This is a genomic window from Rhizobium sp. P1_B8 (assembly GCF_056406515.1).
In genome coordinates, this window is the sequence record NZ_JBFTZZ010000044.1 from 22,401 (window position 1) to 42,170 (window position 19,770).

Genomic DNA, 19,770 nt, shown 5'->3' on the forward strand with positions numbered 1-19,770 from the left:
ACCCCAAAGAAGGATAAGAACCATGTACAATAGCAAATCCAAGCCGAGCGTACTTCCGACCGGTGGCGGCGCAGCCCTCATCGACCCCTCCGACGCCCTCATCCTGCTGCTCGATCACCAGTCCGGACTGTTCCAGACAGTAAAGGACATTTCCGTGTCCGATCTGCGCCGAAATGTGGAGGTGATCTCCAAGCTCGCCACCCTCTTGAATATCCCTGTCATCACCACGGCCTCGGAACCTGCCGGGACCAATGGTCCGCTGATGCCAGAGATCCACGAACTGGCTCCGCATGCAGTCTATGTGCCGCGTAAGGGCGAAGTGAATGCATGGGACAATGACGATTTCGTCGCAAAAGTTCGCGCGACCGGCCGCAACACTCTCATCATGGCGGGCGTCTGGACCAGCGTCTGCGTGATGTTTCCGGCGCTCGACGCCCGTGCCGCCGGCTACGATGTCTATGCGGTCCTCGATGCATCGGGAGATCCAAGCGAAATGGCATCCCGCATTTCGCTCGCGCGTTTCGTGCAGGGCGGCGTCAAGCCAACCTCGACCAACGCATTGCTGTCCGAGCTTCACCGGACCTGGGCGCGGCCCGAGGCTTCCGAACTCGGCAAGCTCTATGGACTTGTCGCTCCCAACTATGCTGCTGTGGCAGAGAGTTATGCCCGCGCGCAGCAGGCCGCGTGAGAGGCAATATAGCCTCGCATTCCCAATGCCCTGCAAACCGACAATACAGTGAGGAGATACGATGTGACCTATGGCTTTATGGATATCGCGATCACTCCGTCAGTTCGCAGGGCGCAAGCGGAAATGGGAGCGGATCGTCTGTGGTCGGACTTCAAGGGGCACCGCGAATTCGACCAGTTCTCGATAAGAGAAACCGCATTTATCGCACAGCGCGACAGTTTCTACATGGCCTCGGTTTCGGAGACAGGCTGGCCCTATGTCCAGCACCGCGGCGGACCTCCAGGCTTTCTCAAGGTGCTCGATGATCGCACGCTTGCCTTCGCCGATTACCGCGGCAATCGCCAATATATCAGCACCGGCAATCTGGCGGACAACGACCGGACGTGCCTGTTCTTGATGGACTATCCCGCCCGCACGCGCCTGAAGATTTATGCTCGCGCCGAGAAGCTGGCGCTCGACGCAGATCCGGTGCTTACGGCGAGCATCACCGACTCTGATTATGGAGCCAAGGCCGAACGCATTTTCAAGCTCAAGCTCGAGGCGTTCGACTGGAACTGTCCGCAGCACATCGAGCCACGCTACACCGAAGCCGAATTTCTCTCAGCTTCACAGCATCTAATCGACAAAATTACTCAACTCGAGCGAGAAAATGCGTCGCTTCGCGAGCGCGTTGACACACGAAGAGAAGATTGAGCGTTGGCACTCATCGAACATGAGATTGAAGCGCCATCAGCGCACATCCACCGCAGCCATGGCAAGCTGGGTCCGTTTGATCGCGGCGCCAGCCCCCATGGCGAGGGCGCTATCCAAAGACTTCTGGAAAAAGCGCATCGCTTTGTTTGGACGGGCGTTCCCGGCTTCAATCATTCCCGCAACGCGCCAGAGATCAGGATGCCACCAGCGTTCTTCACGAATCCCGATTTCGCTAAGCACGGCGCGCAGGCTGTTTTCTGCAAGTTGCATCTCACCCGCAGCAATATAGGCCTCCGCCAATAGGCTGCGGTAGAAAGGAACGCGAGCACGCCAGCTTCCCCGAAGCAATCCAGCGATGCTGTCCTGCATCAAGGTGAAACCTGCTCTTTCACCTCGAGCCGACTGGATAGCACCGGCGAAAAACGTGGCTGTCCCCTCATAAATGCCGACGCTTTCACGGCGGCTGACGTCAGCCAACTGCCGCTGAAGCTGCGAAGCGGTTTCGAGATTGCCGTCCACGAATGCGATCGGAAGGCCCGCCAACGAGATCGCATTGCCGAGGGATATCATGTGATCGAGGTCGACGGCACGATCGATGGCACGACTGGCCAGAACGGCAGCACGATCAGAGTCACCCTGTAACCAGCACAGAAATGCCTGAGACAAGCGTATGCCAGCCGGCAAGTCGACTTGGAATCGTGAGAGTCCATGGCCTTCTTCCAAGTGACCCCAATCGTTCATCAGTGCCTCCAGATGGGCCGATGCCGAATTGAGCTCACCTGCGTAGATTTCGATATGCGCCAACAGCCGCTTCCCGTCGGGCGCTGTCGTCCAGTCCAAACCCTTTGATGCCGCAAAATCGTTCATGCTGCGTAACGCCGTGCGCGGCCGGCCGGAATACGCAAGAAAGACGGCCTGTCCGCACACCGAGCGCACTTGAAACCCGACGTCGCGCGACCCGTTCGCATGAAAGATGCTTTCGCGCCAAGCGTCCTCGGTTTGCGGGTGCATGTGGCGTGCCAGCGTCATAGCCCAAGCCCGCGCCGTGGAGAGCTTTGCTCGTCCCAGAGGCGCGAGCCCTACCAGTGCCGCACTGTTTGAGCTTGCAAGATCGATGGCCTCCAGCATTTCCCTGAACGCCGAAAGCTCTTGCCACAGGGGCAATGCGGCGACCACCAGTTCGACACCCAATGCAGCGTCCCCTGCAGGGTCGAACGCCCAGGCGATCGCGGCACGGACATCGTCGATCTGCCTCCTATATTTCCCTAACCATTCGCGAGACGTCTGTGAGGACCATTCCCGTTCGGCGATCTGCAGCTTGTCCCTTATCCGGATGGCAAATTGTCGCCTGGCTTCCTCTCTGTAGCGTGAACCAAAGAGACGCCGTGCAGCATAGGTGCCGGTGCTCTCGGCCATCCTGTAATGCACAGTCCCGCCGTCGTATTGCGCGGAGAGCAGTGATTTTGCCACCAGCTGCGAAAGGGCATCACGTCCTGCCATCGGCACGAGGGCACCAGCGGAATACATGGCTTCTGCGTCGTCGGCGTTGAAACGCCCCGAAAACACCGAAAGCAAGGCGAGCAAGATAGCCTCGCGGTCGGGCAGAAGCCGATAGCTCCAGTCCAGCGTAGCCTCCAGCGACTGGTGGCGCAAAGGCGCATCCCTTGCTCCACGACCCATCGCGTCAAAACCATTCTTGAACAGGCCTTCAAGCGCTGAGGGAGCAAGGACACTGGCCGTGCCGGCGGCCAACTCGATAGCAAGTGCCAAGCCGTCCAGCCGTGTGCAGATTGAGACGACACTGCGAACGTATTCGTCCGTTGGTTCCGAAACGCCAGCGCCGTGGGCCGTTGAGATGAAGAGCTGGATCGCAGGAAACTGAAGCGCGTCAGTCGTGGAGAGCTCAGCCGTCTGGTCTGGATAAGCGAGCCCGGAGAGAAAATGGATTTGCTCGTGTCTCGTCCGAAGCGGCTCGCGGCTGGTCACGAGGATACGGGCACCCGGCACCTCTGCTGAGATCCGCTCGACAATCGTCGCTGCCATTGCAATGACGTGCTCGCAATTGTCGATGATGAGAAGCAGTTTGTTGCTTCGAAGGAGGTCAATCACGCCCGCGATCGGATCGTCCAATCCGAGGGAGATGCCGAGAGCGGAAGCTATTGCGGGCACCACAAATCGGGGATCCGTGACCGTAGAGAGATCGACAAAGGCAATGGCTTTGCCTTCGCTGCAGCAATGTTGAGCAACGGTGACCGCAAGTGACGTTTTTCCGGCTCCGCCTGGCCCGACGATGGTGACATAACCCGGGTGATCAAGCTGTTCGGAGATTTGCCGGATCGCGTCATCGCGGCCGAGGAGCTGTCGCACTTCCGGTGGGGCGGTATGATGACTCGTGATTGAAGCAACTTGCCGTGCTACCGCTGGGCGGTCGTTCTCCACCGCGGCGACGAACTTGTAGCCACGGCCAGCGATCGTTGCGATGTATTCCGCGGCGGGATCGAGTTCGGCCAGCGAGCGTCGAAGGTTGCCCACATTGACCTTCAAGTTATGGTCATGGACGATATAGTCCGGCCATACGTGCGAGAACAGATCGGCTTTACTCACAACCTCGCCAGCCCGCGCCACGAGCAGGGTCAGTATATCGAACCCTCGCCCACCCAGCGCGACGGACTGCCCCTTGTACAGGAGGGCTTGGGCTTCAGGTAACAGGCGGAAATCGCCGAACTGGTAGGCCTTTTGCTTCGACAAGGCCTGGGAACCGCCATCGTGTGACACTTTGCTCTCACAAACCACAAAAGCTCGACGTTACACTGCCTTAGCCAATTTTCAAGACGTTAAGAGAGATGGTTGCATGCACCACATACTGCCCGGAGATGATGGATACCACGTCACTTCTCAGATCCTTGAGCGTGCATTGGGAAATCGTCTGGTTCGCTGAAATCACCCAACTCCGAAGTCATCGGCGCAAATCCTCGTGACCGGCATTCCACGCTCGGACAAATGTGCAGGAAGTCGGCGCTGTGATTATTCTGTTTTTGTTCCAAGAATTCATTTATCCGCTTTCGGCGAAGTTTCTGCCTTAGGAGCACTCCATTGGATTCTTGTTCTTCCGATTACCCCTGCCCTACAAAAGAAGACGCCATTGAGGCCAAAGCTTTCATTGATCTGCATAACGCCGCCCGCGGCCAATTGGCGGACGAAGAACGATTCGAATGCATTTCCATGAATGGTGGATGCACGATCTCTCTTCCGAGCGCGCCTGCGATCGGCCTTAACCGCATCCTCGGCCTCACTGATAGTGAAGACCTTGACGAAGCCTACAACTGGATGAGACAGAGGCTGGGGAAACGGTTTTTGCAGGTCAACACGGACGCTGCATCCGACGCGGTGAGACGTTGGATCCAGTCGAAAGGGTTAATTACCTATGGTCCTGGTTGGGCGAAGCTGAGGCGATCCACGGACGCGGTCTCTCTTCCATCGCCAGCCGCTGTGAAAACACGAAAAGTCCGGCCCGATGAAGCCCAGGTATTCGGCGCCATGATGTGTGCCGGTTTTGGCTTTCCGGAAAGCCTGACTGTCCTATGGGCAGCAATCGTTGGACGAGACGGATGGTCGTGTTTCTACGCGCTAGACGGAGACACACCTGTGGGAACGGGGGCGATGTTTGCTTCAGGATCTTTCGCCTGGCTCGGCGGGGGAACGACCGTGCCGAGCTTTCGAAACCGCGGTGCGCAGAAAGCTTTGATTCAAGCTCGCCTGCAAGAAGGCGCGAAACATGGCGTTTCGACTTTCGTGGTCGAGACAGAGGTGCCATCGGCCGAAAAGGCTAACATCTCGAACGCCAATTTAGCGAAATTAGGTTTCGTGCATATCTATAACCGCAGCAACTTCATTTTATGAGGGACTTGCTGTTAAGAGAGAGCCAAGTTCTTGCACCGGGTATATAATTTGGTTCGGGAGCTTAAGGCGACTGACTGTAGGTGTCGCCTTGGTCTTGACAGGTAATGAACCGGCGACCCCGACATTCCGTGTGCCACCGCCGCGCTAAGCTGCTGCGAGAGCTAGCTTTTGAGGCGTAAGCATATTTATGGAACTTTCCCATCTTGATCTTCATACACTCATCGGACTCAGGCTCTAACCCCGAAACGTAGCTTTACTTCTTCTTGAAACAGTCGGCGAAGATCCCGATACGATCGAAACCCCAGCAGGCGCGTTAACCGAAGTGCCGTAGATTGTGAAACCCCACAGCCATGTGCGATGGATCCGGCGCTGTCGAACGCGGCACAGCCCGGCTGTTCAAGCATCGCCCTCGCCATAACGCCCGGCTTTCCGGAAAGAATAATCTTCCCGGAAGCAATCAAGGATTTCAGCTCCGCCACGACTTTGGCGGCTGCCCCTTATGTGTGAACGTCATGGTATGCCCCCGCAAAGAGCCAACCCCAACCCATTAAATGCTTGCCAAACTGACAGTCTGACCAGACTTGGCCGAGCGCGTCGCAGCCTCGGCGACGGCGAGCGCGTTGACGCCATCGTCAAGCGTGACGGGCAATGCCGACCCCGAATTGACGGCGTCGACAAACGCTGCCCATTCCGCGGAATAGGCCCGCGTGTAGCGCTCCAGGAAAAAGAACTCGGGCTTCGCCGAGGTCACACCGTCCTCCGTCGCCTTGGAGACGGTATTCTCAAGGACATTGCCCGCCGACAGGAGCCCCTCCGAACCGAGCAACTCGACCCGCTGGTCGTAGCCATAGACGGCGCGACGGCTGTTCTTGATGACCGCAATGCGACCGTCGGCAAAATGTAGCGTCACCACGGCGGTATCGACATCGCCGGCCACGCCGATTTCCAGATCGACGATCGAGCTGCCGACGGCCGTCACCGTTTCCGGCAAACCGCCCATGAGCCAGCAGGCCATGTCGAAGTCATGGATCATCATGTCGCGGAACAGACCACCAGATACCTGGATCACAATGCTGTCCGCCGAACAAAAGAGTGAATTTCACCGAGCCTTCGAAGCTCGTCGGCCTTCTGCCGACGGCGAAGCGACGCCTTTCTTGAATTTGACAGTGCCACTCCATTTTCTCCCCTGGAAGACGGTGACCTTTCATTTCGGTTGGCGCTGACAAGCAATGAAACACTGGACCTTGCGACCAACCCGATCTGCGCGGGACGTCTGGCCGCAGCCTTGCTCGACCTGATATCGAAGAGGGGAGATTTTGTCGTCGACCTGACGATCTGGGACGCAAGAAGCGGGGAGCAGCTTGTGAAGCTCAAGCCTTGACGATCCACGCGCGCAAAGCGGCGCCCTGACCGCAAAAGTGTATCATCGAAAACTGCTAGAACCTAATCTTCACGGAACCGACGCTGATCGCCAAGATCGAGTTCCGGGGCTGGAAACTATGGCGGCAGTTGCCGCCACGCTCCTATAAGGCCTTCGTGAGGTTTAGGACCCGCCCGCTCTGTTTTGAGAGCGTCATCGACGCGTTGAAGTTTCATCGGTGCCGAACGTTTGCAGCAACACGAGTGAAGCAGGGGCGAAAATTCGACCTTAGATAGCACCGCCGAGACCGATTGTTCTCCGATCGACGACAGTAGGAACTTTCATGTCGCCGCCGTGTTGTCGTTGAGGCGCTGGCAGATCTGCCGCGTAGCGATACCAAACTATTGGAGCTGACCGATGAGTGATACGGAGCAACCGGACCAGCAGACGCCTCCTACCCCGGGGAGCCCGGCTCCCGCCGCGATACCAAAATCAACCGGGCCGATCTCGTCCACACCGGATGAGCCGGCGGCCAAAGCGCCGGTAGACGGCGCGCCGGCGCTATCAGACGACAGCCAGACCCTGCAGGAACGTCCAAAAACCAAAGGCGTGGCCGATATTGTCTTCCTCCTCGACGTTAGCGGCAGCATGGACCCCTGCATCGACGCGTTGCGGAGAAATATCGAAGCCTTTATTGACTCCTTAAGCCACGGTGATCCGAACAACGCCGCCCCTGTCAAAGATTGGCGCGGCAAGGTTGTTGGCTACCGTGACATTGAGGCCGCCCAAGCTGAAGGCCTGCCATGGATCGTCGACAATGACTTCGTGCGCGATGCCAGCGCGCTCAAGGCGCAGCTTGGCACGCTACAGGCAAACGGCGGCGGGGACGAGCCGGAGTCGCTTCTCGATGCTCTTTATAAGGTTGCCTCTATGGAGGCTGTGCCGAAGGGTTCTCAGACGGAGGATCCGGCGAAATGGCGCTATAGAAGCGATGCGGCGCATGTTGTCATCGTCTTCACCGATGCTTCATTCAAGGAGACCATGAGCATTGCGGAGGCAAAGGGCGGCTCGTTGCAGGACGTAGCTAACCTTATCATGGCCAACCGAATTATTCTCAGCCTCTTTGCCCCGAATTTCGAGGGCTACGACAGGCTGAGCCAGATCGACAAGTCGGAATGGGAAGTGGTGGAATACGAAGGGCTGAACCCGCAGGAGGCGCTCCAGAAATTTACCTCCGACCCGGTCAACTTCCGTAACACCCTGAAGCAGCTGGCCGCCAGTGTATCCCGGTCGGCAGCGACCGTAGCGCTTTAGCCCGGCTGACCCGAAAGCCATGGCCAAGAAGCTGAAAATCGGCGACCGGATCCGGCAGTATCGCGTCACGAAAGTCTTCGGACCTGGAATGATGGCTATTTCCTATGGAGCTCAGACTTCCACCGGTGAGAAGGTTTTTCTTAAGCAATACAAGTCCCCTACTCCGACGGTTGTCTGGTATGGGGCTTTCATTGCTTATCAGAACGAGCTCGGAGCACGCGTCCGGAATGGCCGCGCTGCTCAATTTGCGGTGCGCCAGGTCGATGCATTCGAAGAGATCTGGGGCGGGCCTTGCTACTTTCAGGCATTCGAGTTCGTCGAGAATGGTGCCGACTTGCAGCAAATGCTCGATGAGGAGCGGGAGCAGCATCGTCGCACCAAGTTGGCCGCGACTCGTGACGCCACGGTTTGGGCACGTCACCTCACGTGGTCAAAGGTGTTCATGACAGGTATCGCGGCACTGCACGAATCCAAGGTCGTTCACGCAGATCTCAAGCCGGCGAACGCATATTTGATCACCGACCCGTCGATCAGCTCCGGCTACCAGCTTAAGCTGATCGATATGGACTTCTCCCTGTTGGCTGACCGCCGCGCGCCCTGGCACGGGCATCAGGGATATGTTGGCACTGACAACTATCGATCTCCGGAACATATGACGCGCGGCGCTATTCCGGGACCGGCTTCGGATATTTTCACCTGCGGCCTAATGCTTTACGAACTTCTCGCCGGCCATCATCCATACTGGACCGAGGACCAGGCTGATTATGCAAAGCTTGTGCAGAGCTATGCCGCCAAACCTCCGGCACTTGCCGGGTTGATGCCGGCACCGGCGAGCAATGCCGAGGTCGGTACCGTCCTCCACCGATGCCTGTCTCCAGATCCCGCTGCGAGACCGACGGCTGCGGAAGTTCGGGCTATTTTGAGTGGACGCGGCGCAGACTCTGCCGTCTCCGACCGGAAAGCTGCTGCATCGACAACAGAAGGCATCGCTCCTCCAGCTTCCGCGGAGTTGATCATTTCCGAGAAAATCGAGCTGCTTGGTGCGAACGGACGTTCGCTCCAGATCGGGGTGATGACGGAACTTGGAAAACCCCTGTTGCGGCAGTTCGGGCCGGAAAGCGAGTTCTGGGATAATCGCCAATGTGTCCTAGAACGAAATCCCGCACGGCAATGGGTGGTATCTCCCGTGGCTGGTGCGACCAACGAAACACTCGTGAACGGCCTGACCCTGACAGCTCCTCGTCCGCTCAGGCAAGGTGATCGCATTGCGGTCGGCCGCCAGGCCAAAGGCATCGCCAAGATGCCCCTTACGGTGCGGGCGCTCAACAAATGAACTCGGCCGGCGGACGTGAAGTGCCCGAGCCCGATCCTCCCTGCGAGCAGCCGGCGATAGCAGAGGCACATCCGGTGATGACAGATGTGCCCAAAGATGAACTAGGGGCGCGGGGTCCTTCCAGTCGCGCTGCAGATGTTCCAGCTGTAGGCTCCGAACCTACACCGGCGGTTGCTGCGCCATTGGACGGAGAGCCTGCGTCCAGGACGGAAAGCCTACCGTCCGACCAGGCTCTTTCGAAGGTGACGGCCTTTGCTCCATTAGAAATCGTGGATGTGAATGACCTTGATTGGAAAGCTGTCCTCAATCGGGCCAGCCCGTCTTCCATCCGCTCCGAAATTCGGTCGACGGTGGAAAGAATGGAGGGTCTGCTTGATCGGGCCGACGGGCCAGGCATGTTGTTCGACAAATTCCGCGCCGATCCCACCGACAAAGTCATCAAGATTTCTGACTTCGATACCGAAATCCCGTTGTGGATCATCGGCGACTTGCATGGTGACCTTCTGGCGCTCGAGGCTGCACTTGTGGCTATGCGACAGCCGGGCCTGCAGCCGGAGAAGGCCCACCTCGGATCCTGTTTCTTGGCGATCTCTTCGATGACGAGGGTTTTGGCCTCGAAATCCTTCTCCGCGTATTTGAACTGATCGTAGACGCGCCCGACCGCGTGTGCGTCATCGCCGGCAATCACGACGAAGCACTGTCTTACGATGGCGTACGATTTGCCTCGAGCGTGACGCCATCGGACTTTGCCGACTTCCTCAACGCTAACCTAACCCACGAATGGATCGAGCGGGCCGGTAAGCTTGCCGTGCGCCTGTTTACGAACGCTCCGCGCGCACTCTTCTTTCCCGACGGATTGCTTGCCGCCCACGGAGGCTTTCCGCTGGTTGACTTGCATCCCGCCCTCGCTGAATCGGGGGAATGGAACAACCCGATGTGCCTGTCTGATTTTGTATGGACAAGGGCCCATCCGAAAGCCCGCAGAAAGCTGCCAAACCGTTTCTCCCGCGGGAGCCAGTTCGGCTACGAGGACTTCGCTGCTTTTTGCTCTTTGAGTGCTGGTCTCGGACGGCCCGTCACACATATGGTACGCGGCCACGATCACGTGGACGAGAGGTATGCGAGCTTCCCCGCCTATCGGGCTAATCCACTGCTCACGACCGTCGCACTTTCGCGTCGGTTGAGCCGCGAGGCATTCGGCCCCTACGAGCGGGTTCCCACCATGGCGCGATATGTCGAAGGAGCCCTGCCGAGCGTGTATCGGTTGCACATTCCCGCGGAAATGATCCGTGCCTATTATCCTCAGCCGGCCGCCGACAGCATCGACAATCACCCGAGCCAGGAGCCTCAACCATGACAGGCGTCATCTTGCGTTGTCCAAACTGCGGCACCTCCACAGCGACTTCCGGTGAGTGCGAGGCCTGCCACGAGGCACAAGTCCGCTTCTACTGTACGAACCATAACCCGGGGCATTGGTTAGATGCACCCGCATGTCCGCAATGCGGCGCAAAGTTTGGCGATCCGATACGTCCGGCGGCACCGTCGGTCCCCCCTCCCGTTCGTCCACGTCCACCGGTCCCTTTTCCCAAAGCGGCGCCCCGCGCGGAACCACCACCACCAGCGCTGGACACGAGTCCCGGGCCATGGGGCCGGAAAGAGCGACGGAGGTCTGCCCGCCCTGAGGCGGAGACCGACGGCGCCTCAGCGGGCGACATCCGCACGGCAAAAATGCTGGAGATGCTTAGAGCCCTCTCCCGCGCCGGTCGTATCACTCGAAGGCCAACCTATACTGTTCCGGAAGCGCCACCTGCAAGGGCAGCAGCGGGGGGGTGCCTGATGCGCTTTATGCTCCTCGTGATGTTCCTGTTCATCATCTTGCCGCTGATATTTTCCCTGATAGGAGGCTCTCTACTTGGCGTACTCGACGGCTATTACTTCTGAGGATTGACCACGCCACGCTCCAAGCGGCTGAGGCCGCATGTCCGCGCCATCCGATCTGTTCGTTGTACCTTATACGTGCCGCTCCTGCGGCCGTGCGGATGGCTACTGCTGCATACGCGCCGTGGTAGCGGTGTCAGATTGAGCTCCTTAGCATGTCGCCAGGAAATAGATCCCGTCGGCGATCGCATTTGACGCATCAAAGAACTCCTGAACCACACCATCAAGAAAGGACCAGCATAACGGCCCGGGCCGCTCGTCATAGACGAATCCAAGCTGAATCTCTGGGATAAACCTGGAGTCGTCTTCCGAATTGAACTCAATCTCGAGCTGTCTAGTGAAGCTCGGAGGCGCTTTCAGGTTCCGACCTGCTCGGAGAGGGAGATCCTGGAGCAGTCATCGAGTTATTCCGGCTCGGCAATCGAAGGCTCGTACAGCAGGCTTCTCACTGGGCGTCCGAAACAGCGGGTGCCGCCAACATCCAGACCGCGGCCGCAGCATCATTTAGCACGCGGACGAAGACCCGCTCACGATAGACAGGAGGCCGTGGACAAGGTTCTGGAGCCGGCCTTACTGAGAGGACGGATTCGGCGCGGCCCGGGTCCGGGTGGGGGGTCGCCGAGCCAGCGTCTGTGATCCACCGCACCGTGGGGCACCTGCTCGTGATGTGGCGATAACGTATGGCTGCAATAGTGCCGGGAAGCAGACTTAGCTGATGCTCATACGGGTCCTGCTGCTGACCAAAGAAGAGACCGATATCTGGATGCGTGCGCCGTGGGATGAGGCCAAGGCGCTTGCCCGTCCCCTGCCCAACGATGCGCTGATAGTAGCATCCCGGGAGCCTTACGGCTCAACGATCGTAACGAAGGCCGGAGAACCGATCGCCTAGCCGAGCGTATTCTGAGCCTGGACCGGTCAAAAACAGCTCGATCCTCCGGCGCTTCTCGATGGCCGCGACAACCGCTCGGACGGCGGCCCAGCTGCCGCTCACGGCCCGGCAAAATCCACAATCTTCTCACCCGCAATGGGGCCAATCGAACCGCATCAACGTTGTTGCAGCGCACCGCCGAACCCGGCGCAAGTAGAGCCGCAATTATTCGTCTCCGCTGAGGAAGTGCCCGATGGCGGCAAGTGGCCGAATACCGTCGCAAACAATTTTGGCGATGGCAAGCATCGGCACCGCGAGAATCGCTCCAGGCACACCCCACATCCAAAACCAGAAGATCAGCGCTATAATTACAAGCACAGGATTGAGGGTGAACCGGCGGGCGAGCAGCACCGGCGTGATGATCTCGCCCTCGGCGACATGGATCACAAAATAAAGCGCCGCCGGCAGAAGGGCCAGCCACAACGTATCGATCACCAGCAGGCCGGCGAGCAGAAAAATTCCGACTCCGAGAAGCGGCCCCATGATCGGGACATAGTTCAGCAGAAACGCCGCGACACCCCATAGAACCGGATCGCCCAACCCTGTCAGCCACATGGCAATGCCCGTAGCTAAGCCAACGGCGCCATTCATGACCGTAATAGTGACGAGGTAGGCAGAAATATTTTTCTCGACATCCTGGGACAGCTCGACAACCTGCCGCTTCTCCTTGAAATTGGGCAGTATTTCGACCATCCGTTTTAAGAACGTGCTTCCGGATACGAGCAAAAAGAACAATATGACGATGGTTTCGAAGAAACTGGCTGCAAAGTGGGTCGTTCCAGCGAAAAGCGTCGCGGCGATCGTCGAGCCGGACCCCCCGCTTGTTACCGATCCTTGCTGCATGAAGCTATCGACCTGGTGCAGGAATGTTTGAAGTGCTTTCACCGGTTCATTGAGAAACTTGAGACGCTCCTGCAATCTGGGAATTCCTTCGGGCAGCTTCGCAGCCCACTCTGTCGCTGGTCCAGAGATTGCACCGCCGATGCCGACGATGGCGCCGAAAACAAACAAAATTAGCAATAGGGCTGCAAGCGTTCGAGGAAAATGGAGTTTCTCCAGCAATCGCATGGCCGGCTGAAACAGAAGCTTGAGAACGAGTGCCAGCACAATCGGCAGCACGATCTCAGCCGCCACGTAGGCAATGCATAATGTAGCGAGCGCCACCAATATCGAAAGCAGCACGACCACCGGGTTGGTGGGCAAATCCAGCGATTTGACTTGAACGCCGAGAGCGAATTTGGGCTCTGCCATTTTATCGACGTTCAGTTCGGTTTTGTCGTCGGCCACTTTGCATTTCCTTTGGCCCTGCCAAACTGTTCCGCCGAATTGAGATAGAAGAGCCCGTTTGTGACGGACCCTTCTTGGTGCGTCTAAGACTTGGCGTTTTTGTGACTTTGCTCACCTGCCTTGACGTGCTGCTCGTGGGTGCCGCCCTGAGTGCTCGATGTTTTCGAGCCACTGCTACCCTTGGACGACGAAGCGCTCTTGCCGGTGCCGGACTTGACGCCCGGCTTGCTTTCGCTGGTTCCGCTTGACGATGGCATGTTTTACTCCTCCACTGACGAGACCGGTTTGGTCTCGATAAGAGAACCAGAATCCTGATTAAGTGTTCCCCCCCCTGTCTGACAGTTCCCAGAACAAGCTCTTGCGATTCCGATATCCGACGTGCGCCACAGCATTGGCGCTGCGGAGCAACACGAAAGGCGGCGTCCTCACCCATTCAAACAGGCGAGGCTAAAACGCCGCGAGGATTGTCATCCGTTCGGCCGGACCACTACGTTCATGCATCCCCTTCGGAAGACTGGTAGGGCGTCAGCCCCTTTTTCCACACAGAGTCGCCGCGTAATCCGGAAAGCCGGAGCGATCTTGCCCTTGACGATCTGGCTCGAACAGTGCCGGGACGTCTATTGTCCCTGCATCAAGGGTCAAGTCCTTTTCGACAAGGTGCCGAGGTCGGCACCGTCGCACCGACTACCGGTTGGCCCGCCGGATATTTCACGCGGTTGCAGAGGAACTTATACCAGCTGCAGAGGTTCTGTCTTCACGGCCGAGTAAACACCGTCCGAGAAGGAGGACATCTCAATGATACACAATGGTTCTCGTCGGGGCGCGGGGTAGGCGCGTCGTCGCTCAGTTCTGTCGCACCGACGTACCCCGCGTCCTCTACCGATGCCGGAACTCCGGCGGTCGCGACGCTCGACGCAAAGAACTCGGGTGCGGCAGGGCCAACAGCTCCACCGAGACTCTGGCCAAAAACGGCATCGAGAAGGCTGGCTTCGACGACACGCTCGCCCCCTCACGCCTGACGGTGGCCGCGAACATGACCGGGCATCTGGACCACGACAGAAAATCTTTCGAACCCAAGGAGCTAACCATGGCTAAGGAAATCAAAACACTCGACGTCCTCTTTCACGACACTTTGAAGGACGTGTATTTCGCCGAAAACAAGATCGTTGCGACGCTGCCGAAGATGCGCGACGCGGCCAAGAACAGGCAACTCAAGGACGCCTTCGTGAAGCACCTCGCCGAGACCAAGGTGCACGTCACCCGTCTCGAAGATGTCTTCAAGATCATCGGCAAGAAGCCGGAGCAGAAGACCTGTGACGCGATGATGGGCATCGTCAAGGAAGGCGCCGAGATCATGGAAGAGTACGAGGGGATGCCGGCACTCGACGCCGGCCTTCTTGCCGCGGCCCAGGCGGTCGAGCACTACGAGATGTCGCGCTATGGCACCCTGCGGACATGGGCGCTTGAGTTGGGGATGAAGGACGCCGCCAAGCTCCTTCAGACGACGCTCGATGAGGAACAGGCGACCGATCTCGCGCTAACCTCCATTGCGACGAAGGTCGTCAATCAGAATGCCGAGAAAGCCGCCTGACGCCGTTGACGTAGCTCGTCACCGCGCGTCCGTGCACGGTCATCGCTCATCTAGGCGGTGACCAGCCAAGGCAGTCCAGGCCGCCAACGGAGGAGAATTATTCAATGACCGAATTTGAGGATATCAGGATCGTCGAGTTGAACGACGGTGCATCGGGGTCCGTAGAGGGACCGCTCACGACAATGGTCCTGCAGCTTTCGGCAGATACCCCCGCGGCTTGGTCCGATTCCTTCAACGAGACATGGAAAGGCCGCGCATCCGTGATGAGGCGGGCGGCTACTGCTTCCGGGAACATGATAATGTCGGCATGCATGCCCTACGAGCTGCAGAGTCAGATCACGGAGTTGAACAAGGTTGTCGCCGAGACCAATGCTTCCTATCGAGACGTAGTCGAACAAGCGGCAGCTAGGCAGGACGCCGAACTCAAGCATTTGAAGGCCACGCTGAAATATGACTAGGATCACGAAGCGCACCGATTGAGGACACTCTCTGGTTTGGCGTCGTTACCTCATCGTCATTCGGGCTATGTCATGTCATATTGAAGTGACTTCCTCGCTGATAGCTGAAGACGGCTTGATAGCAAGCGTCGCCGTACGTGCTGTTGAACCAGGTGGTCGAGCGCACGGTCGGCAGCCTCGCGTGTTTCGAAAATGACCCGGATCGTGGTGGTATTGTCATTCGGCATTGGACTGTCTCCTGCTCGGTTATGCATAGGAGCAGAACGCCTTGGCAGGCCAGTAGTTTCACCGCGTGCAGGGGGCGTATAAACTGGAGGTCGTAGTGCGAAGACGCGAATTGGAAGCCGGCTAGGTCGACGGGTGATCGTTATCCACCCGATGACGGACAAGCCGAGGCATTCTCGTTTCCAGGATTTCTGCTATCGTCCACATGTCACGGGAGTAGGCGTCATGGTTGCAGCGAGTTTGGTGCCGGGTGCGGTTTACTGGGCGAAGTCCTCGAAGTACTTCGACGGACGAGCAACGATCGTTCAGGTCTCCACGGTCTTCGGGGACGATCCTGCCTACTGGACGCTGGCGCTCTTGGGAACCGATCAGCACGCCATGCCCGCGGACTTCGAGATCATTGCTTCGGTGGAGCTCCCAGAAGAGTACCCTCTCCGTCAAGCCGCCGAGTGAACGTCAATCAGGCAAGCGAACGACGGGCGGCGACGGAGGAAGCCATCATAGGGCGCTCACACCGACAACCGGTTTTCCTTTAATCGAAGCACGACGACCAACCCGCTCGGGGTACAGTCGTAGCAGATCGAACCGTCGAGCTGACCGGTGACGGCGCGATGGAGAAGTTTGCTGCCATAGCCATCGGAACTTGCGGGAGGTTCGATGACGGGGCCGCCCTGCTCGCTCCAGGCGATTTCAACTTCACCTTCCGCCAGAACGCCAGACACGTCCAAGGTCCCCGTTTCCACCGAGAGCGCGCCGTATTTGAGGGAGTTGGTGGCCAGTTCATGAATGACGAGTGCTAGGCTCGTCGCCGACGATTACCAACGCCCATCCGAGGAACTGCGACGCGAATTCGCCCCGCAAACGCGCCTTCGTCGTCGTAGGGTGCGAGCAGAACGGTGAACAGATCTCCAAGAAGGGCAGCATTTCCCTGCCCGCCCTTGAGCGGGCGGACGAGGTCGTGGGCACGCCCGAGCGCCGTCAGGCGTTGCGTGAGCTGGCTCACCATCTTCTCCTTCGACGTCGTCGACCGGGAGGTGATAGCGGTAAGACCGGAAGCGAGTGCCAGGAGATTCTTGACGCGGTGGCTCATTTCGCCGGCGAGCAGTTCGTGCCCTTCTTCCGCTTGTTTGCGACCGGTAACATCCAAAAATATTCCAGACATCACCCGGGCGACGATGCCGGCGTCGTTGCCTTGACCGCGAGCGGAAATCCAACGGACGTCGGAGGCGTCCGTCAATATCCTGAAGTCAATCTCATATGGGCCGGCAATCACTCGGGTGGCGACAAAGGCGGATCGGACTCTGTCGCGGTCGGCCGGATGAATCTTCGCCGACAAGCGCTCGAATGTCAGCGGGCTCCCCCGCGAGACCTCCCAGAGTTCGTATCCTTTGGCGTCCATCAAAAAGGTACCGTCGTCGACGTTCCAGGTCCAAAGGGCGACGCCTGCGGCCTTGATCGCATTGCGAAGCTCCTCGGGGTTCCAGTCTGGCTCGTCGTCGGTTTCGTGATCGGTCAGAAGATCTCCCTGCGTCGGAAGAACTTTACTCACCGGAGAAGGGTAGTTGCCTTTATATAGTTGAGATGCGCCGGATTTCCTGAAATTCGCTGGATTTTATCGGCAGCGCGCGTGATTCACGCCTGCTAAGCGGTCAGCCGCCGAAGTGTGTGAGCGAGATCGTCGACATCGTAAGGCTTGGGGAAGAACACTCCGCGCTCAGGGAGGTCGTCCCTGCTGATCGTCACCCTCCCCGACACGACGATGATCCCGATGAACGGCCATCTTTCGCGGACTGAGGCGGCCAGCGCCAAGCCATTCATAGTCCCCGGCATCTCGACATCGGTCAGGACGACGGCGATGTCACTCCTGCCTTCCAAGATGAGGACCGCATCATCCGCGTTCGTCGCCTCGAGCGCTTCCAGTCCGACCGCTTCGACGACGTCCACCGCCATCATCATCAGCAGGGGCTCGTCTTCGACGACGAGAACTACGTGTCTTCCGTGAGGATGCCTCATGCCATATTACCGTGGATCATAACCGTGAACCTCCGCGCTTCTGTTTGGTTCCCGAGCGTCCACGACTTCGAGCGTCCCTCGTGACATGAGTGGTCGCCCGGTGTACGTCGGGTGATCGCATGCCGTGAGAATGACGATGCCCGATCGCATCCTGCTCCTCGAAGACGAACCCTTCATCGCCCTTGATCTCGAGGGAGTATTGGAGGAGCACGGCTATGACGACGTCGTGGCCATCGTCGATCCCCACCTCTCGGACGGTCTTTGCAGCGCGGTGGTTCGTCATCTCGCCAGGGGGCAGGTTCCCTTTGTCGTATATTCGGGCGAACCCGGATCACTAATTGACGAAGAGCCCGCGTTCGAAAACGGCGAACACCTTTCCAAGCCGGCCATGCCGGACGATGTGATAGCGGCAGTCAGGCGCGCTCCTGCAGCGGTGTGAGAGCGCCCTCGGTTTCTGAACAGCGACGGCTTGACGACGGCCTGACCGACTCCATTATCGCGGATGGATCATAGCGCTTCGCCTCAACATGGAACCATCCAGACCGCCCTGATGTGCCAGGAACGAAGGAGGATGCGAGGCGATGTCCGACGCGACCGTGGCGAAGGCGCTTCTCGTGCTGGCCGACGCGGCATAAACGCTGCCCATCGCGTAAGGCCGCGCGATTGGAATGTTGGCGCTCCGCCCTAATTTGATATCGACGTCAAGAAGGAGAACAGCATGACGACTATCACCTACCATGTCGGCGAGCACGACGGCGGCTTCGGCTACCGTCTTGGAGACGTGTGGTCGGAGACCTATCCGGACCACGATAGCGCGCTCGCTGCCGCCAAGTCGGCGGCCCAGCGTCAGCACATTGAAGGCCGCGATGCCGAAATTTCATATCAGTTCGCCGATGGTCGGTGGCAGACGGAACATGCCGATGGCGGCGACCGCCCGGATACGGAAGTTCTCGACGACGAAGAGGGGTCGGGTGATGGGCGTCCGTGATGAGCGTCCTGACAGGATCCTGCCTCAGCGGTAATGTGCGCAGTGCCGTCCGCGGCGACCCAAAACGGATCGGCATCTGTCACTGCGCGGACTGCCGGCAGGAGAGCGGCTTCGCATTCACCTACTCGCCATATGGCCGGCCGATCAGTTCGATGCGGACGCCGATTCTGTCTGGAGTGCGGATCGCGCGTGTATTCCGCGGACGAGAACGAAGCTGAGATCAAGCCGGGCGTCCTTTCCGAAGCGCCGACGCCCCTCGCCCGACATATGCGCTCTGGATCAAGCGCCGCCAGGCATGGCAGCGCCCTGTCGACGGTGGCCGTAGTTCCAAGAGGATCGGTTTTAGCAAATCGACGATCGCTGCCGAGTCACGTATTTGGATATGCTTCACAGAACTGCCAGTGATTTGGTGCTCCACGTCGTTCGGACGGACAAACAGTAGCGGGTTCCCGCCATTACGATGGCTCATGGCTACGCTGCCTTGGTTTGCCACCACTCCTCAATATTTGACAACAGCACAACTTTAGGAGTTAAAAATCTCACTGCCTTTGAAAGGTTTGTTTGAGTTGCCCGATGGATTGTTGGATACCCTCTCCCTTTGTTGTCCGCTCGCATTGCCCTGGCACCGTAGAGAATAATCCGGCAGGGCACCGCGCTGCCAGATAATTTAGAAAAATCAATTGCATACTGCCGTGCTGCGGCGGGGGGAACAAAAATCTCCTCTGGGTGTTTTTACCGCACTGGATCCTCATGTGATCCGTAAAATGGAGGAAACACATATGAAGAAGATCGTCTTCGCGGCGGCAATTCTCGGCGCGTCTGCCGTTGCAGCCTTTGCCCAAACCACACCGGCTCCATCCAAGGATGGAAATACACCTGCGGTTGCAACCCCAGATACCAAAAATCCGACTGCGCCCGTTGAGGGCGCCAATAGCTTTACCGAAGCTCAGGCGAAGGATCGCATTGCGGAAGCGGGCTACACCGACGTCAAGGATCTCAAGCTCGATGACAAGGGGATCTGGATGGCCTCCGGCATGAAGGACGGCAAAGCCGT

General features: G+C 58.4%; 19 protein-coding genes and 3 pseudogenes. 15 read left to right on the forward strand and 7 right to left on the reverse strand.

Annotation, left to right across the window (positions count from 1 at the left end; all coding sequences use genetic code 11):
- Positions 1-22 precede the first annotated feature (22 nt).
- Positions 23-688, forward strand: a complete 666-nt coding sequence (locus AC1D2N_RS33480; protein ID WP_018517326.1) for an isochorismatase family protein — start codon at positions 23-25, stop codon at positions 686-688.
- A 63-nt stretch (positions 689-751) separates the two neighbouring features.
- Positions 752-1,381, forward strand: a complete 630-nt coding sequence (locus tag AC1D2N_RS33485) for a pyridoxamine 5'-phosphate oxidase family protein (RefSeq protein WP_018517325.1) — start codon at positions 752-754, stop codon at positions 1,379-1,381.
- Between the two features lie 36 nt (positions 1,382-1,417).
- Here the strand turns inward: AC1D2N_RS33485 and AC1D2N_RS33490 are convergent, their stop codons facing one another.
- Positions 1,418-4,129, reverse strand: coding sequence for an ATP-binding protein (locus AC1D2N_RS33490; RefSeq protein WP_205934523.1), 2,712 nt, complete (start codon positions 4,127-4,129; stop codon positions 1,418-1,420).
- Positions 4,130-4,474: 345 nt separating this feature from the next.
- Here AC1D2N_RS33490 and AC1D2N_RS33495 point away from each other — a divergent pair, with 345 nt between their 5' ends.
- The gene (locus tag AC1D2N_RS33495; RefSeq protein WP_018517323.1) at positions 4,475-5,281 is read left to right on the forward strand and encodes a GNAT family N-acetyltransferase; all 807 of its coding nucleotides are present in this window, start codon (positions 4,475-4,477) and stop codon (positions 5,279-5,281) included.
- 227 nt (positions 5,282-5,508) lie between these two features.
- On the opposite strand, the gene AC1D2N_RS33500 is transcribed toward AC1D2N_RS33495, so the two are convergent.
- Positions 5,509-5,697, reverse strand: coding sequence for a hypothetical protein (locus AC1D2N_RS33500; protein ID WP_130748093.1), 189 nt, complete (start codon positions 5,695-5,697; stop codon positions 5,509-5,511).
- 131 nt (positions 5,698-5,828) lie between these two features.
- Complete coding sequence (locus AC1D2N_RS33505; protein ID WP_245484557.1) at positions 5,829-6,350, reverse strand: Gfo/Idh/MocA family oxidoreductase; 522 nt, start codon at positions 6,348-6,350, stop codon at positions 5,829-5,831.
- Positions 6,351-7,058: 708 nt separating this feature from the next.
- On the opposite strand from AC1D2N_RS33505, the gene AC1D2N_RS33510 reads away from it, so the two are divergent.
- The 5 genes and pseudogenes from AC1D2N_RS33510 to AC1D2N_RS33530 form a co-directional block, all read left to right on the forward strand.
- Entirely contained in the window at positions 7,059-7,955 is an 897-nt protein-coding gene (locus tag AC1D2N_RS33510) for a vWA domain-containing protein (RefSeq protein ID WP_130747922.1), read from the forward strand.
- 19 nt (positions 7,956-7,974) lie between these two features.
- Positions 7,975-9,288 carry a protein kinase domain-containing protein gene (locus AC1D2N_RS33515; RefSeq protein WP_130747921.1) on the forward strand — a complete coding sequence of 438 codons (1,314 nt, stop codon included), beginning with the start codon at positions 7,975-7,977 and terminating at the stop codon, positions 9,286-9,288.
- On the forward strand, positions 9,285-9,932 hold the full coding sequence (locus AC1D2N_RS33520; RefSeq protein ID WP_477982808.1) for a hypothetical protein: 648 nt from the start codon (positions 9,285-9,287) through the stop codon (positions 9,930-9,932). The genes AC1D2N_RS33515 and AC1D2N_RS33520 overlap by 4 nt, the downstream gene beginning before the upstream one ends.
- Positions 9,908-10,645: a metallophosphoesterase family protein gene (locus tag AC1D2N_RS33525; protein WP_477982816.1), complete on the forward strand. Its 738-nt coding sequence runs from the start codon at positions 9,908-9,910 to the stop codon at positions 10,643-10,645. The genes AC1D2N_RS33520 and AC1D2N_RS33525 overlap by 25 nt, the downstream gene beginning before the upstream one ends.
- Before the next feature lie 1,308 nt (positions 10,646-11,953).
- Positions 11,954-12,115: pseudogene (locus AC1D2N_RS33530) on the forward strand (SOS response-associated peptidase); the annotation flags it as partial.
- 204 nt (positions 12,116-12,319) lie between these two features.
- Here the strand turns inward: AC1D2N_RS33530 and AC1D2N_RS33535 are convergent.
- Both AC1D2N_RS33535 and AC1D2N_RS33540 read right to left on the reverse strand, forming a co-directional pair.
- Positions 12,320-13,441, reverse strand: a complete 1,122-nt coding sequence (locus AC1D2N_RS33535) for an AI-2E family transporter (protein ID WP_245484556.1) — start codon at positions 13,439-13,441, stop codon at positions 12,320-12,322.
- An 83-nt stretch (positions 13,442-13,524) separates the two neighbouring features.
- Entirely contained in the window at positions 13,525-13,698 is a 174-nt protein-coding gene (locus tag AC1D2N_RS33540) for a hypothetical protein (RefSeq protein ID WP_165403378.1), read from the reverse strand.
- Between the two features lie 830 nt (positions 13,699-14,528).
- Between AC1D2N_RS33540 and AC1D2N_RS33545 the strand changes: the two genes are divergently transcribed.
- From AC1D2N_RS33545 to AC1D2N_RS33555, 3 genes are all read left to right on the forward strand, one after another.
- Positions 14,529-15,032, forward strand: coding sequence for a YciE/YciF ferroxidase family protein (locus tag AC1D2N_RS33545; RefSeq protein WP_027687075.1), 504 nt, complete (start codon positions 14,529-14,531; stop codon positions 15,030-15,032).
- 104 nt (positions 15,033-15,136) lie between these two features.
- Positions 15,137-15,490, forward strand: a complete 354-nt coding sequence (locus AC1D2N_RS33550; protein WP_130747919.1) for a hypothetical protein — start codon at positions 15,137-15,139, stop codon at positions 15,488-15,490.
- 450 nt (positions 15,491-15,940) lie between these two features.
- Positions 15,941-16,168, forward strand: a complete 228-nt coding sequence (locus AC1D2N_RS33555) for a hypothetical protein (protein WP_130747918.1) — start codon at positions 15,941-15,943, stop codon at positions 16,166-16,168.
- Between the two features lie 56 nt (positions 16,169-16,224).
- Here AC1D2N_RS33555 and AC1D2N_RS33560 read toward each other — a convergent pair.
- Both AC1D2N_RS33560 and AC1D2N_RS33565 read right to left on the reverse strand, forming a co-directional pair.
- Positions 16,225-17,231, reverse strand: a pseudogene (locus AC1D2N_RS33560) (sensor histidine kinase).
- Between the two features lie 125 nt (positions 17,232-17,356).
- Entirely contained in the window at positions 17,357-17,728 is a 372-nt protein-coding gene (locus AC1D2N_RS33565; RefSeq protein ID WP_130747917.1) for a response regulator, read from the reverse strand.
- 136 nt (positions 17,729-17,864) lie between these two features.
- Between AC1D2N_RS33565 and AC1D2N_RS33570 the strand changes: the two genes are divergently transcribed.
- The 4 genes and pseudogenes from AC1D2N_RS33570 to AC1D2N_RS33585 form a co-directional block, all read left to right on the forward strand.
- Positions 17,865-18,167, forward strand: a complete 303-nt coding sequence (locus AC1D2N_RS33570) for a response regulator (protein ID WP_130747916.1) — start codon at positions 17,865-17,867, stop codon at positions 18,165-18,167.
- 279 nt (positions 18,168-18,446) lie between these two features.
- Positions 18,447-18,716 carry a hypothetical protein gene (locus AC1D2N_RS33575; protein ID WP_130747915.1) on the forward strand — a complete coding sequence of 90 codons (270 nt, stop codon included), beginning with the start codon at positions 18,447-18,449 and terminating at the stop codon, positions 18,714-18,716.
- Positions 18,716-19,033 (forward strand): annotated as a pseudogene (locus AC1D2N_RS33580) (GFA family protein); the annotation flags it as partial. The gene AC1D2N_RS33575 and the pseudogene AC1D2N_RS33580, both read left to right, overlap by 1 nt.
- A 462-nt stretch (positions 19,034-19,495) precedes the next feature.
- Positions 19,496-19,770 (forward strand): PepSY domain-containing protein (locus tag AC1D2N_RS33585; RefSeq protein ID WP_477982813.1); only part of this gene is annotated, 275 nt, incomplete at its 3' end.

Excerpts from the sequence above, each read along its gene's own strand:
- AC1D2N_RS33480 (WP_018517326.1), top strand. The coding sequence starts at position 23 with ATGTACAATAGCAAATCCAAGCCGAGCGTACTTCCGACCGGTGGCGGC.
- AC1D2N_RS33500 (WP_130748093.1), bottom strand. The coding sequence starts at position 5,697 with ATGGCGAGGGCGATGCTTGAACAGCCGGGCTGTGCCGCGTTCGACAGC.
- AC1D2N_RS33510 (WP_130747922.1), top strand. The coding sequence starts at position 7,059 with ATGAGTGATACGGAGCAACCGGACCAGCAGACGCCTCCTACCCCGGGG.
- AC1D2N_RS33515 (WP_130747921.1), top strand. The coding sequence starts at position 7,975 with ATGGCCAAGAAGCTGAAAATCGGCGACCGGATCCGGCAGTATCGCGTC.
- AC1D2N_RS33520 (WP_477982808.1), top strand. The coding sequence starts at position 9,285 with ATGAACTCGGCCGGCGGACGTGAAGTGCCCGAGCCCGATCCTCCCTGC.
- AC1D2N_RS33540 (WP_165403378.1), bottom strand. The coding sequence starts at position 13,698 with ATGCCATCGTCAAGCGGAACCAGCGAAAGCAAGCCGGGCGTCAAGTCC.
- AC1D2N_RS33545 (WP_027687075.1), top strand. The coding sequence starts at position 14,529 with ATGGCTAAGGAAATCAAAACACTCGACGTCCTCTTTCACGACACTTTG.
- AC1D2N_RS33550 (WP_130747919.1), top strand. The coding sequence starts at position 15,137 with ATGACCGAATTTGAGGATATCAGGATCGTCGAGTTGAACGACGGTGCA.
- AC1D2N_RS33555 (WP_130747918.1), top strand. The coding sequence starts at position 15,941 with ATGGTTGCAGCGAGTTTGGTGCCGGGTGCGGTTTACTGGGCGAAGTCC.
- AC1D2N_RS33565 (WP_130747917.1), bottom strand. The coding sequence starts at position 17,728 with ATGAGGCATCCTCACGGAAGACACGTAGTTCTCGTCGTCGAAGACGAG.
- AC1D2N_RS33570 (WP_130747916.1), top strand. The coding sequence starts at position 17,865 with ATGCCCGATCGCATCCTGCTCCTCGAAGACGAACCCTTCATCGCCCTT.
- AC1D2N_RS33575 (WP_130747915.1), top strand. The coding sequence starts at position 18,447 with ATGACGACTATCACCTACCATGTCGGCGAGCACGACGGCGGCTTCGGC.